Below are 12,639 nucleotides of genomic sequence, written 5' to 3' on the forward strand. Positions count from 1 at the left end.
CTTATCCGTCCTATCTGTCAGCCCAATATGCCTACGTCCTGCGTCGGCAGGCGTTTTTCTGGACGGCATCAGGGCCGTGGCCTTTGATTGGTTAGCGGTTGGTGAAGCGCCAACCAAGCAATAGAGCGGTTTCCCAAACCCGTCTTTCAGCGTTTTGTGAGAAGCTGGCGCAGACCGAAAATCCGCCGGCGGGGGCCGCTGCAAGACATGCATGAAATCTGGCGTCAGTTCCGCCGCGACCGGCGCGGCAACTATGCTCTTGTGACAGTCGTGGCGATGATACCGCTGATGGGCGGCCTGGCGATCGCGGTCGACTTCACGGAAATGAACCGTGAAAAGCAGGTGGTGACGAATGCGCTCGACGCCGCCAACTTCGCCACGGCGCGCCGGCTGACGGAAGGCGCGACGGACGACCAGCTGAAGGCCTACGCGCTCGACTTCTTCAACGCCAACCTGAACGATGTCGATCCCGCCAGCACGACCCTCAACGTCATCTTGCCGAGCAACACCGCCGGTGGCGGCCTGCTCACCATGACGGCGCAGCTTGCCTACAAGCCCTATTTCTACCCGGCCTTCGCGCAGCTTGTCGGTAAATCCGCAATCGATGCGAACCAAAGGATCAGCTTCAACGTCACCTCCCAGGTGAGGCTGAAGAACACGCTGGAAGTTGCCCTGGTGCTCGACAATTCCGGGTCGATGACCACACTCGGCACCGGCTCGGGACAAAAGCGCATCGATCTTCTCAAGACGGCGTCCAAGCAACTGGTCGACACGCTGGCCCAGCAGGCGGCCATGATCAAGCAGGTCGACAAGCCGGTGCAGTTCGGTCTCGTGCCCTTTGCCGCTTCGGTCAATGTCGGCCCCGGCAATGGCAATGCATCGTGGATGGACACAGAGGGCCTGTCCCCGGTGTCGAACGAGAATTTCGATTGGTCGACGCTGAATGCGGCCAACAAATACGCCCAGCAGACCAACGGCATCTGGTACAAGCGCGGCACCGGCTGGGGCAGCGAGGAAGGCCAGATTCTGACCCGGTTTTCGCTCTACCGGGACATGAAGGTCGTCACCAACCACGAGCGCGTCGTCAACAGCAAGCGGGTGGTTTGCGACGAATACAATTCGAACAACACCTGCAAGCGCAGCCACGACGAATATGACTACATCGACTCCTACGGGCCGTTTGCCAGCTGGCAAGGCTGCGTGGAGGCCCGGCCCTACCCCTACAATGTCAACGACACACCGGCATCCGGCGGCTCCGCCAACACCGGCATAGGCGTCGGCGATCCGGCAACGATGTTCGTGCCCATGTTCGCCCCGGACGAGCCCGGCAACCACTGGAAGCTCACCCAGGATCCCGACGAGGCGGCACCGGTGACTTATGGCGCGGTGAACAGCTGGTGGAATGACGATCCTTCGAGCAGCACCGGCCAATCGCGGCTGCGCAACATGGCCAAGTATTTCCAGCCGCGGCCGATCAATGCGCCGGCGCTGCCTGCCGGCAACGGCCCGAACTACAGCTGCACCACCAATCCAATCACGCCGCTGACCGATGTCAGCGTCACCGATGGGCTCACCTCGATCAAGGCCGCCATCGACCTGATGCAGCCGAATGGCGGCACCAATGTTCCCGAGGGCATGGCGTGGGGCTGGCGCGTGGTTTCGAGTGGCGAGCCGTTCACGCAAGGGCGGGCTGAAACCGAGAAAGGCAACGACAAGGTGGTGATCGTCCTGACCGACGGCGCCAACACCTACTATACGCCGTCCTCGCTGAGCTATTCCGATCCCGCCAACTCCAAATCGACCTATGCGTCCTATGGCTATCTCAACCCCGGCTACAACGGCACCTCGGTCGGTCGCCTGTTCATGGGCACATCGAGCGCCATCGGTCGGCTCGACTATTCGAACGGCAACTACACGAACGCGCTCAACGAGCAGATGGCAACGCTTTGCAACAACGCCAAGGCGGCCAACATCATGGTGATGACGGTGGCGCTCGACCTGTCGACGACCAAGGCCAGCGACAAGCTGGCGATCGATGCACTGAAATCCTGCTCCTCGGACTCGCGCTTCCGCAAGGATCCGGCGAACCCGAGCAAGCCTGCGAAGCTGTTCTGGAATGCGACCGGCGCCAGCCTGTCGAACGATTTCAAGGAAATCGGCAACGAACTGTCGAACCTGCGGGTGGTCGGCTAGAGCGTGTCGCGTCGAACGGCATCACGCGCGCTGGCGCAATGCCTGCGCCGCCCAAGCCCTTGCGGGCGCCCGCCGCGACAGGCAGATATTGGCCGCCCGCGGGATCCCGCTTCCATCGCGGCACGCCTGGGGACAAACAATGCCCGATACCGCCAACCATCTCGCTTTCGCGCTGGTCTGCCTCGGCATGGTGCTGACGCCAGGCCCGAACATGATCTACCTGATCTCACGCTCGCTGTCGCAAGGGCCGAAGGCCGGACTGATCTCGCTTGGCGGGGTTGCGGTCGGTTTCCTGTTCTATGTGCTTTCGGCGGCGTTCGGCATCACCGCACTGCTGCTCGCCGTGCCCTATGCTTACGATGCGTTGCGCTTTGCCGGCGTGCTCTATCTCTTGTGGTTGGCCTGGCAAGCGGTGAAACCTGGCGGACGTTCGCCATTCCAGGTGCGCGACCTGCCGAAAGACGGGCCGCGCAAGCTGTTCGCCATGGGCCTGATGACCAATCTGCTCAATCCGAAAGTGGCCGTTCTCTATCTGTCGCTGCTGCCGCAATTCATCAGCATCGGCAAAGGCCATGTCCTGTCGCAGTTGCTGGTTCTGGGCGCGACTCAGATCACCATCAGCCTGACCGTCAATGCCATCATCGCGGTGACGGCCGGTTCGATCGCCACTTTCCTTGCCGGACGGCCGTTGTGGCTGGTCATCCAACGCTGGATGATGGGAGGCGTGCTGACGGCACTGGCGCTGAAGATGGCGACCGACGCGCAGCGCTGAGGCCTCCGGCACGATCCTTTCCCAAAGCCGGTTCCCACCGCCTTAGCCTACATCGGCCGGCGGATCGGCCGGACCCGCGCCGGCTCGATCACCTTGCGGTAGAGGTGCCAGGTAGCGTGACCCAGGATCGGCATGACCACGGCCAGCCCGGCGAACAGCGGGATCGAGCCGATCACCAGAAGCACGGCGACCAGCAGCCCCCACAGCGCCATCTGCAGCGGGTTGGCCATCACCGCCCGGGCCGAAGTCTCGATTGCAGAGACGGCACCGACATCACGGTCGAGCAGCAGCGGAAAGGCGATCACCGTCGTCGCCAGCACCACCACCGCAAAGACAAAACCGGCCGCGTTGCCAAGCAGAATCAACGTCCAGCCCTTGCTGGTCGTCAGCACATCGCGGACAAAAGCGCCGATGGAAGCCGGTGGCTGGTCGCCGAACAGGCTGGTGTAGATCGATTGGGCGGTGAACAGCCACAACAGGAGCAGCACAAACAACATGATGCCGATGACCGCGATCGACGGCAGCGCCGGGGAGCGGCGCACATCGAGCGCGTGGCGCCAATCCGTGTTCATGCCGAGTTCGCGCCGGCGGCTGATCTCGTAAAGCCCGATCGCGGCAAAAGGCCCGACCAGGGCAAAGCCCGACATCAATGGATAGACAAGCTGGATGGCGTTGGAGCCCGACGTCCACTGCGTCAGGATCAGGCCGACGACCGGGTAGATCAGGCACAGGAACATATAATGCGAGGGCTTGGCCCAGAAATCCTCGGCGCCGAGCTTGAGCGCGTCCCAGAGATCCGCCGCGGTGATGCGGCGCACCGCAGGCTGCACATGCATCCCGTAAGCGTCCGCCATGACATGAAAGCCGGCCATAACCATCCTCCCGTGTGTCGGGGCGGTCACCGCCGAGATGGCCGCCCGCAGCTGCCACTAGTAGATGTCGCACCATAGCCGATTTGCCAGGGCTTGTCGCGCAATCGATGACCTGGATCCGTTCCTCGTTGCGCGCATCTCTTCATGTCGCCAAATTTGGCGTGCTTTGGCAGACCTTCGCTTTGGTCAACCATTGCATCAAATTTTAGCATTTACGTATTTTAGTTATTGCTTAAATTCATCGTAGAGACCCTTGGCGTATCACTTGAGCTTACCAAGTTTGGGCGAGGGGCAATGTTGGCATTGAAAGGCTTCTGGTCTTCGCGGCGTGGCAACTTTGCCATCGCGACCGCCATAGCGATGGTGCCGATAATGGTTGTCGTGGCTGGCACGATCGACCTCACGGGCACGAGCGACGACGCCTCACAATTGCAGAGCTCGCTGGACGCGGCCGGACTTGCTGTCGGCACAAAATACCTGGCCAGCATGCCCGCGAGTGATGTCCAGGGGCTTGGGCTGACATTCTTTGCGGCCAATATGAGCGTCGCCGACCAGCAGGAATATGCGGACAGCGTCTCCGCTTTTTCGGCAACCGCCAGCGGCGGCCCGAGCGCCTACTACATCTCGCTATCGTCCAGCATCAACCGTCCGAGCTTCATCAATGGCGCGGCCCCCTGGCCGGCTTACCGCTCGGCCATGGTCAAGATGGACCCTGGTGCGCAGGCCTGTGTGCTGGCGCTCGATCCGCATGCGTCGGCGGCCGTAAGCCTGCAAGGCTCGACCAATGTCTCTATGACCAGTTGCGTGATCGCGGCGAACTCCGACGCGTCCAATGCCGTCAGCAGAGGCGGTTCCGCACAGGTTTCGGCGGGCTGCGTCTCGACTGTCGGCGGCACTTACGGGCTGTCGCCGCCCAGCGCCAATCTCACCTGCGGAGCCCCGCTCGAACATCAATATGCGTCTTTCGATCCTCTGGCGAACGTCGTCGCTCCGCCTTACACATTGTGCCTGCCGGTTCCGAACGGGAAAACCTATACGCTGTCGCCCGGAACCTATTGCGACAAGACGTTGTCGGGAAACATCACGCTCAATCCGGGCGTCTACATCATGCGTGGCGTCACCATAAAACCGGGCGGCAACGGCAGCCTGACCGGTCAGGGCGTGACCATATTTCTCATGGAAGGCTCACAGATCTACATAAATGCCAATGAACAGGTGAATCTATCCCCACCCACCAGCGGTCCCTACGCCGGCATCACCATTTTCGAGAACCGCGGCAACACATCGGCCTTGACGCTGAATGGCGGCGCAAATTCCGTGATCAGCGGGTTCGTCTATGCGCCTGACGCCGCCATTTCCTTTGCCGGCAACTCAGACATGAGCGGTCAGGGGGACTGTCTGAGGATTGTTGGCTTGACCGTGCAGATGACCGGAAACTCATCCATCAAAACCGACTGCACGGCCGTGTTTGGAAATCGCGAGATGTATGCCAGCCGGATGATCACTCTCGTGAAATGAGAGACGTCCCCCAACGCTTAACCCGACGTCTCGGCGGCACCTGCGGTAGTGAGGGCGTCGGGCCGCTCACTCGTCTCGATCGATAGGTCGGCTGTGAAAACTGAGGCGCATCAGTCTTGAGGATTTCAACGCTGTCGGCGACATATTCGTTGGGGAGACGCGCGGCAAGCAGAGCAAAATGGACGCAGCCAACTCGATGAGCGTTTTGACCCTGCGGGTCAATCCGACGACGCTGAAAGAGAGACCGAGAGAGACCGGCGGCGATCAGAAAATAGCGGAACGCGGTGACCGCCGCCTGCATCAGCCCTGTGGGAATGTGTTAAAGACCTGCCTGGCCTTGCTAGTCCATTCCTAGCGGGAGGGGATCATTCGATGGAATTACCGGAGTCAGCGCCGGGCACGTCAACGCTTCGCAAACGTTTTAACTTTTTGGGAACCTTGGGCCCAGGCCTGATCACCGGCGCGGCCGACGATGATCCAAGCGGTATCGCTACCTATAGTCAGGTGGGGGCACAATTCGGTTACTCGCTCGCCTGGATCATGCTGTTCAGCTATCCGCTCATGGCCGTAACCCAAGGGATCAGTGCCGGGATCGGTGCGGTGACAGGCCAAGGTATCGCGCGCAACCTGCGTCGGCATTATTCGCCTTGGCTGTTGCGTTTTGCGGTGCTGCTACTCCTCGTCGCCAACGTTATCAACATAGGCGCCGACCTCGGGGCTATGGGAGCGGCGCTCGAATTGCTGGTCGGGGGGCCGCATCACCTCTATGCGATCCTTTTCGCTCTGATCTGCATCCTGTTGCAAGTCTTCGTGAGCTACCGCCGCTATGTCACGGTGCTCAAATGGCTGACTCTGTCCCTGCTTGCCTATGTCGCGGTAGTTCTGTCGGTGCATGTGCCCTGGGGAACAGCGCTCTATGGTGCGCTGGTTCCGCAAATCGTCTTCGACGGCGATCATGCTATGGCGCTGGTAGCGGTTCTCGGCACGACGATCAGCCCCTATCTGTTTTTCTGGCAGGCCGGCGAGGAAGTCGAGGAGCAGCATCGACAGCATAGGCTACGGCTCGGCGCTCACTCCCGCAGCGCCGCGCACCAGCTTGCGCGCATCAAGAGCGACACCTTGTTCGGAATGGGATTCTCCAACCTTGTCGCCGTCTTTATCATCATAGCCACGGCGGCGACCCTGCATGCCAACGGTGTCACCCAGATTCAAACCTCGTCGCAAGCGGCAGAGGCACTCCGACCCGTTGCCGGTGACTTTGCATTCGTGGTCTTTGCGGTCGGCATCATCGGCACAGGTATGCTTGCTGTGCCCGTCCTGGCCGGCTCCGCCGCGTATGCCATCGCGGAGATGTTTCAGTGGCCGGAGGGACTGGACCAACGCCCGCAGGACGCCAAGGCCTTCTACGGCACGATCGCGGTGGCGACGCTGGGCGGGGTGACCCTGACTTTCGTCGGACTGGACCCCATCAGGGCACTCTATTGGAGCGCTGTCGTCAATGGAATACTGGCTGCCCCGCTGATGGCAATCATGATGATGATCGCGATGAACCCACGGATCATGGGCCGGCTTACGCTGCCGCGCTGGATGACTTTCGGCGGAGTGCTTGCCACGGCGGTGATGGCTCTGGCCTCGATTGCCTTTTTCGTACTGTGACCGACAGTCAGGCCCGAGCCAAATTCACATCATGGCTGACTTTCGGCGCGGTCTGGCTTCTTCTGCATTTGGCCGTTGGGGCGCTCCGCTTGATGCAACTGCTCAGCCGCTGGAAATTGATCAGCGCACGGCAATCTGCATTGTTTTTCACAGCGGCCAAGTATTTGGAACGACATGCAGATTGGCTCCTCGCGCATGCGCAGGTAGCCCAACTATCCTTTAGTCCATGACAATCGACCGCGCGTGTTCAACAAATAGTTCGAGCCATCTGCTCATGTATGATGGTCCTCCGGCTCGGTCATACTGAAGGTAGTTCCCCCACCGAGCCCGCCCGAACCTGGATGGCGGCATCGACGGTCTTCTGCCCGTATCGCGTGATTTTGTCAGCCCCGCCCGGCAAAAGCCATGATCGCGGCTATGTCAGACGGGCATGACAGCTGAGAAAGTCGAAATCCGTCAAAAAGGCCTGAACAGGCGCACATGGCTCAAGGCAGCCGGCCTCGCGGCCTTGGTCGGGCCCGCCGCCTGCGGCACCGTCTCGCTGCCGACCGGGCAAGGCGCCGGGGTTTCCTCCTCCGCGACGGGCACGCTGGCGAGCCTGCGCGCCACGGCGGGACTGGGGCCGCTCGTTCCCGACACCCAGCTCGAACAGGCGGCGCTTCAGCAGGCCGGCTACATGGCATCGCGGGAGCGCATGAGCCACACCACGGGCTGGGGCAAGGATTTTGCCTCGCGCGTCAAGGACAATGGCATTGCCGGTGCCGCCGCCGAAAACATCGCCGAGGGCCGCTTCGACCAGGAGAAGCTGTTCGACATCTGGGCGCACTCGCCCGGCCATCGCCGTAACATGCTTGACCCGCGCTTCACCCGCTTCGGCCTCGCCTATGTGCGCGACGGCCGCGACTCCAGCCTGCGGTACTGGGCTCTCGTGCTCGGAAAATAGAACGGCCTATTTGGTCGTCGCCTTGAATTTTCCCATCAGATAGGGGCCGGAGCGCACAGGCTCGTATTTCGGCGCTTCGCCGTCGGCGAGGCAGGCGTGCAGCACGTTGATCTCCGCGTCCCAGTTCGGCTGGTGGAAGAAGGCCATGGACTGGCGCCGGTCCTTGCCACCCTGTTGCGCCGGCGGATTGACCACACGATGCACGGTGGAGACCCAGCGGTCGTTGGTCCAGCGCGCCATCAGGTCGCCGATATTGATGACGAAGGCCCCCGGGATCGGCGGCACCTCGGTCCATTCTCCATCCGGCGTGATGATCTGAAGGCCGCGTGATCCGGCCTGCGGCAGAAGGATGGTCAGGCTGCCGTAGTCGGTGTGAGCGCCGGCGCGGATCTGGCCGGGTTTCGGCGCGACATGCTGTTCGGGATAGTTGAGCGCCCGAAGCGCGCTGATCGGCGCATCGAGATAGCTGTCGAAATGATTTTCGGGCAGACCAAGCGCGGTGGCGAAGACACGCATGATGCGCAACGCCAGATCCTCGAGCGCAGCATAATAGGCTTTCCAGGCGGCGACGAACCCCTCAGGTTCCGCGGGCCAGATCGTTTCGGCATAGCAGAAGGCGAGCGCCTCGGGATCGGACATGCCTTGCGGCACGCCGAGGGGGCCGCCGTTGAAACTCTCCTTGAGGTCGGGCGGCGTGTCGACGTTGCGGGATTTGGCCAATGCTTCGAGTTCAGGGCCAAGATAACCATAGGGATAGCCCTTGTAGGGCGCCTTCGAGCGCTGCTTTTGCTCCGGCGCCAGATCGAAAAAGGCCCGCGCCTTCAACCATGCCGCGTCGATCACCGCCTGTGGTATGCCGTGGTTGGTCACGGCCAAGAACCCGGTGTCGCGGCAGATGCGGTCGACCTCGGCCCCGAGGGCCTGCTTCTCCTCGGCGCCGGCGTTTTCGAACCGCCCGAGATCGAATACCGGAAATGTCTGGTGCTGCATCGTTCTTGCGTCCCGCTGGGGTCAACGGCCAAACGATGCAGGCCGCTTGCGCAATGAGCTAGCACCAACCGACGCGGCAATCCTAGTCCATATCGGTGGCAGGCACATGCCTGCCACTTTGCCTGCCGCGGGGCCTAGTCCATATGCGCGGCGGGCGCGCCGCCACCAGCCGGGCCGGCTTTCGGCTTGCGCAGCAGGAAGACGAACGGGATGGCGAGCAGCGTCATCATCATCAGTATTTTGAAGTCGTTGACGTAGGAGATCATCATCGCCTGGATATTGACCATGCGATCGACCTCCGACAGCGCTGTCGGATCGCCGCCGGCGGCCGCGGGCGAGACCGCCCAGAGATTGGGATTGAACGGGTTGATGAAGGCAGAAAGCTCGGCGTGGTTGATCTGCGTGTTGCGCACCAGCAGCACCGTCACGACAGACACGCCGATCGACGAGCCAAGATTGCGCACCAGGCTGAACAACGCGGTCGCGTCGGTGCGGTAGCGTACGTCGAGCGTGGCGAATGTAACCGTCGACAGCGGCACGAACACCATTCCCATGCCCAGGCCCTGGATCACCCCGGAGGTGATGATCAACCAGTTGTCCATCTGCGGCGTGAAACTGGCCATGGTGTAGAGCGACTGCGCGGTCAGGAGAAAACCGATGACGACGAGAATTCTGGCATCGATCTTTCCCATGATGCGCCCCACGACGAGCATCGAGATCATCGTGCCGACACCGCGCGGACCGATGACGATGCCGATGGTGATGGTCGGATAGCCGAAGATGGTCGACAGCATCGGCGGCAGCAGCGCCATCGAGGCGAGGATGAGCACACCCATGACGAAGATGAACGCCAGGCCGGTCACGAAATTGCGGTCGAGGAAGATCTTGGGGTCGATAAAGGGATGTTCCGCCGTCATGGTGTGGATGATGAACACCCAGAAGCCCGTGATGGCCAGGCCGAGTTCGATCCATATCTCGACCGAGGAAAACCAGTCGACCTCACCGCCGCGATCGAGCATCAGCTGCAGCGCGCCGACGCCGAGCGATATCATGGCAAAGCCGAAGAAATCGAAGCTGCGCACCCGCCGGGCAACGGCTGGCAGATAGACGGCCATGCCAAGGAAGGCGACGATGCCGACCGGCAGGTTGATGAAGAACACCCAGCGCCAGTTGAAATTCTCGGTCAGCCAGCCGCCCAGCGTCGGGCCCAGAATCGGCCCCAGCATGATGCCGGCACCCCAGATGGCCATGGCCTGGCCGTGGCGCTCCCTGGGGTTAATGTCGAGCAGGAAGGTCTGCGACAGCGGCACGATGGCGGCGCCGAAGACGCCTTGCATCAGCCGGAACAGCACGATGGTTTCAAGGCTCCATGCCAGGCCGCACAGCATGGAGAAGATGGTGAAGCCGACCACGGCCGTCAGGAACAGCTCCTTGCGGCCGAAGCGGTCGGAGAGCCAGCCGGTGACCGGCGTCATGATGGCGGCGGCCACGATGTAGGAGGTCAGCACCCAGTTGATGTTGTCCGGAGAGGCGCCGAGGTCGCCGGTCATGGTCGGCAGCGCGACGTTGGCAATCGTGGTGTCGAGTGCCTGCATGATCGTCGCCAGCATGAGCGCGACCGTGATCAGGCCGCGATGCGGCACTTCTTTGAAGGATTCGGGCGTGCTCATCCGCGGAACTTCCAGCCGGTAACAAAAACGTGTACATGGGGTTTCCGGGCGGCAAAGCCTTCCGTTGAGAGAGCCTCATCGCGGTGGGACGCGATTGTCGATGTGGGGGTTACATCGACCGAGAATCTCTGATGAGCGGATGCCTGCCGCCCGGAAACATGAGGACCGACGGGTCCGTGTCGAAGATTTCAGTTTCGGCCAAGCCGCAACGCGGCTCGAACCAGGCGCTGACGCTTCCCACTCCTCCCATCAGACCAATCCTGTTATCCACGTCCGCCCGCCTCGTCCTGGCGGGCTTCCGCTCATTTATTGCGCGGCCTCGCCAGCCTTGGCGTGACCGAATATGGCGGGGAAACCGCGGGCTACGCCGGTATCGACGGTGACAGAGGCGCTCATGCCCGTCCGCAGCATCATCTTGGCGTCGGGATCGGTAAGCTCCAGGCGCACCGGGATGCGCTGCGTGACCTTGACCCAGTTGCCGGTGGCGTTCTGCGCGGGCAGCAGCGAGAATTCAGCACCCGTTCCCGCACCGATCGCCTTGACCGTCGCCTCGAAGGTCTTGCCCGGATAGGTATCGATCACGATCTCGGCCTTCTGGCCCGGCTTCATGTTGGTGAGCTGGGTTTCCTTGAAATTGGCATCGATCCAGGAGTCGCCGGTTTCGACCAGCGAAAACAGCGGTGTGCCGGAGCCGACAAACTGGCCGACCTTGAACGACGAGGCCTGCGAGATGACGCCATCGGCGGGCGCCTTGACCGTGGTCTGGGCCAGGTCGTAGGCGGCCTTGTCACGCGCGGCGAGAGCCGACATCACGGTTGGATGCTTGTCGGTTTCGATATCGGGATTGCCGCCAAGTGCGGCCTTGGCGCTGACGATGCCTTGCTGGGCGACGGCGACCTGCTGCTTTGCCTTGTCGAGGTCGTTGCGGGCCTGGTCCAGCGACGACTTGGCGTTGATGCCCTTCTGCGCGAGATCGGCGGCGCGGTCATATTGCGACTGGGCGTAGTCGACCTCGCTGCTGGCGGACTTCTCCTGCGCCATCGACTGGCTGTAGGCGGCGCGCAGTTGCTCGACATTGAGGCGTGCCGCGGCAACCGCGGCGTCGGCCTGGGCGAGCGCGATCCGGTAAGGCTCGGGGTCGATGGCGAACAGGAGATCCCCCCGCTTGACCATCTGATGGTCCGATATGGCGACCTGCACGATGCGGCCGGCCGTGTCCGAGGCAATCGACACCTTGGCCTGCTGCAGATTGGCGTTCTCCGTCTCCTGATAGCGCCCACCCGTCACCCAGACATAGCCGCCGCCGATGATCAGCGCGGCCGGCAGGGCGAACATCAGGAGAAAGCGGCCCATGCGGCGCTTCTTCTTCGGTGCCGCCGGGACCGGCGCTACAGGCGGGGCGACCGCCACAGGGGCGGCAACCGGCTGGGCCGGAGCTTCCATCTCAACCTTGGGGGCGTTTTCGTCGACCTTGGCTACCGCATTCATGCTGCTGCGCCTTCCGCACTCTTGATCTTTTCAAGCGACGAAGCCTCGCCGTCCGCCAGATTCTGCACGATTACATCGAGCGCCCTGATCAGGACGCGGCGGTCCTCGGGCGAAACGCCGACAAGCGATTCCTCATAAACTTTGCCGGCGAGACTCTTGACCTCGGCATAGGCAGCGCTCGCCTTGGCTGTCGGGAAAATCATGCGCACGCGGCGGTCGGCGGCGTCGGCGCGGCGTTCGATCCAGCCGCCCTCCTCCATCCGGTCGACGAGGCGCGAAACGCTGATCGGCTCGATTTCGAGCAGTTCCGCGAGCCGCGCCTGGGTAACGCCTGCCTCCTTGGCGACACGCACCATGAGGCGCCATTGCGCCGACGAAAGGCCAAGCCCGCTGGCGCGCGTCTCGAAGCGCTTGCGCAGCAGACGTTGCACGTCGTGGATCAAAAAGCCCAGTCTGTCTATGCCATCAGAAACCATGAGCGATAGATATAATAAGCGTGCTTACTATTCAAGATGTCACGTGGCGGTGAAAGCCGGC

The 12,639-nt window shown here is 62.1% G+C and carries 11 protein-coding genes; 6 read left to right on the forward strand and 5 right to left on the reverse strand.

Annotated features, from left to right (window positions below):
• Positions 1–207 precede the first annotated feature (207 nt).
• Both EB230_RS23745 and EB230_RS23750 read left to right on the forward strand, forming a co-directional pair.
• Complete coding sequence (locus EB230_RS23745; protein WP_172374056.1) at positions 208–2,193, forward strand: TadE/TadG family type IV pilus assembly protein; 1,986 nt, start codon at positions 208–210, stop codon at positions 2,191–2,193.
• Between the two features lie 139 nt (positions 2,194–2,332).
• Positions 2,333–2,965, forward strand: a complete 633-nt coding sequence (locus EB230_RS23750) for a LysE family translocator (RefSeq protein ID WP_056562922.1) — start codon at positions 2,333–2,335, stop codon at positions 2,963–2,965.
• Positions 2,966–3,012: 47 nt separating this feature from the next.
• Here the strand turns inward: EB230_RS23750 and EB230_RS23755 are convergent, their stop codons facing one another.
• Positions 3,013–3,837 carry a DUF2189 domain-containing protein gene (locus tag EB230_RS23755; protein ID WP_056565478.1) on the reverse strand — a complete coding sequence of 275 codons (825 nt, stop codon included), beginning with the start codon at positions 3,835–3,837 and terminating at the stop codon, positions 3,013–3,015.
• Between the two features lie 294 nt (positions 3,838–4,131).
• Here EB230_RS23755 and EB230_RS23760 point away from each other — a divergent pair, with 294 nt between their 5' ends.
• The 4 genes from EB230_RS23760 (at position 4,132) to EB230_RS23775 (ending at position 7,954) form a co-directional block, all read left to right on the forward strand.
• Positions 4,132–5,355 (forward strand): TadE/TadG family type IV pilus assembly protein, encoded by a 1,224-nt coding sequence (locus tag EB230_RS23760; protein ID WP_056562925.1) that lies wholly within the window; start codon positions 4,132–4,134, stop codon positions 5,353–5,355.
• 178 nt (positions 5,356–5,533) lie between these two features.
• Positions 5,534–5,710, forward strand: a complete 177-nt coding sequence (locus EB230_RS23765) for a hypothetical protein (RefSeq protein WP_162258863.1) — start codon at positions 5,534–5,536, stop codon at positions 5,708–5,710.
• 17 nt (positions 5,711–5,727) lie between these two features.
• Positions 5,728–7,011: a divalent metal cation transporter gene (locus tag EB230_RS23770; protein WP_056562927.1), complete on the forward strand. Its 1,284-nt coding sequence runs from the start codon at positions 5,728–5,730 to the stop codon at positions 7,009–7,011.
• 430 nt (positions 7,012–7,441) lie between these two features.
• The gene (locus tag EB230_RS23775) at positions 7,442–7,954 is read left to right on the forward strand and encodes a CAP domain-containing protein (RefSeq protein ID WP_056562930.1); all 513 of its coding nucleotides are present in this window, start codon (positions 7,442–7,444) and stop codon (positions 7,952–7,954) included.
• Between the two features lie 6 nt (positions 7,955–7,960).
• Here the strand turns inward: EB230_RS23775 and EB230_RS23780 are convergent, their stop codons facing one another.
• The 4 genes from EB230_RS23780 to EB230_RS23795 form a co-directional block, all read right to left on the reverse strand.
• Positions 7,961–8,944 (reverse strand): 2OG-Fe(II) oxygenase family protein, encoded by a 984-nt coding sequence (locus EB230_RS23780; RefSeq protein ID WP_056562932.1) that lies wholly within the window; start codon positions 8,942–8,944, stop codon positions 7,961–7,963.
• A 134-nt stretch (positions 8,945–9,078) separates the two neighbouring features.
• Positions 9,079–10,614 carry a DHA2 family efflux MFS transporter permease subunit gene (locus tag EB230_RS23785; RefSeq protein ID WP_056562935.1) on the reverse strand — a complete coding sequence of 512 codons (1,536 nt, stop codon included), beginning with the start codon at positions 10,612–10,614 and terminating at the stop codon, positions 9,079–9,081.
• Positions 10,615–10,920: 306 nt separating this feature from the next.
• The gene (locus EB230_RS23790) at positions 10,921–12,102 is read right to left on the reverse strand and encodes an HlyD family secretion protein (protein WP_056562938.1); all 1,182 of its coding nucleotides are present in this window, start codon (positions 12,100–12,102) and stop codon (positions 10,921–10,923) included.
• Positions 12,099–12,578, reverse strand: coding sequence for a MarR family transcriptional regulator (locus EB230_RS23795; protein WP_056562941.1), 480 nt, complete (start codon positions 12,576–12,578; stop codon positions 12,099–12,101). Before EB230_RS23795 ends, EB230_RS23790 begins: the two co-directional genes overlap by 4 nt.
• Between the last annotated feature and the right edge of the window lie 61 nt (positions 12,579–12,639).

Origin of the sequence: Mesorhizobium sp. NZP2234 (assembly GCF_013170765.1) — a bacterium.
GTDB lineage: Bacteria > Pseudomonadota > Alphaproteobacteria > Rhizobiales > Rhizobiaceae > Mesorhizobium > Mesorhizobium loti_D.

Bases quoted from the DNA above. Each gene is read 5' to 3' on its own strand.
- EB230_RS23745 (WP_172374056.1), top strand. From the start codon at position 208: ATGCATGAAATCTGGCGTCAGTTCCGCCGCGACCGGCGCGGCAACTAT.
- EB230_RS23750 (WP_056562922.1), top strand. From the start codon at position 2,333: ATGCCCGATACCGCCAACCATCTCGCTTTCGCGCTGGTCTGCCTCGGC.
- EB230_RS23755 (WP_056565478.1), bottom strand. From the start codon at position 3,837: ATGGCCGGCTTTCATGTCATGGCGGACGCTTACGGGATGCATGTGCAG.
- EB230_RS23760 (WP_056562925.1), top strand. From the start codon at position 4,132: ATGTTGGCATTGAAAGGCTTCTGGTCTTCGCGGCGTGGCAACTTTGCC.
- EB230_RS23765 (WP_162258863.1), top strand. From the start codon at position 5,534: ATGGACGCAGCCAACTCGATGAGCGTTTTGACCCTGCGGGTCAATCCG.
- EB230_RS23770 (WP_056562927.1), top strand. From the start codon at position 5,728: ATGGAATTACCGGAGTCAGCGCCGGGCACGTCAACGCTTCGCAAACGT.
- EB230_RS23775 (WP_056562930.1), top strand. From the start codon at position 7,442: ATGACAGCTGAGAAAGTCGAAATCCGTCAAAAAGGCCTGAACAGGCGC.
- EB230_RS23780 (WP_056562932.1), bottom strand. From the start codon at position 8,944: ATGCAGCACCAGACATTTCCGGTATTCGATCTCGGGCGGTTCGAAAAC.
- EB230_RS23785 (WP_056562935.1), bottom strand. From the start codon at position 10,614: ATGAGCACGCCCGAATCCTTCAAAGAAGTGCCGCATCGCGGCCTGATC.
- EB230_RS23790 (WP_056562938.1), bottom strand. From the start codon at position 12,102: ATGAATGCGGTAGCCAAGGTCGACGAAAACGCCCCCAAGGTTGAGATG.
- EB230_RS23795 (WP_056562941.1), bottom strand. From the start codon at position 12,578: ATGGTTTCTGATGGCATAGACAGACTGGGCTTTTTGATCCACGACGTG.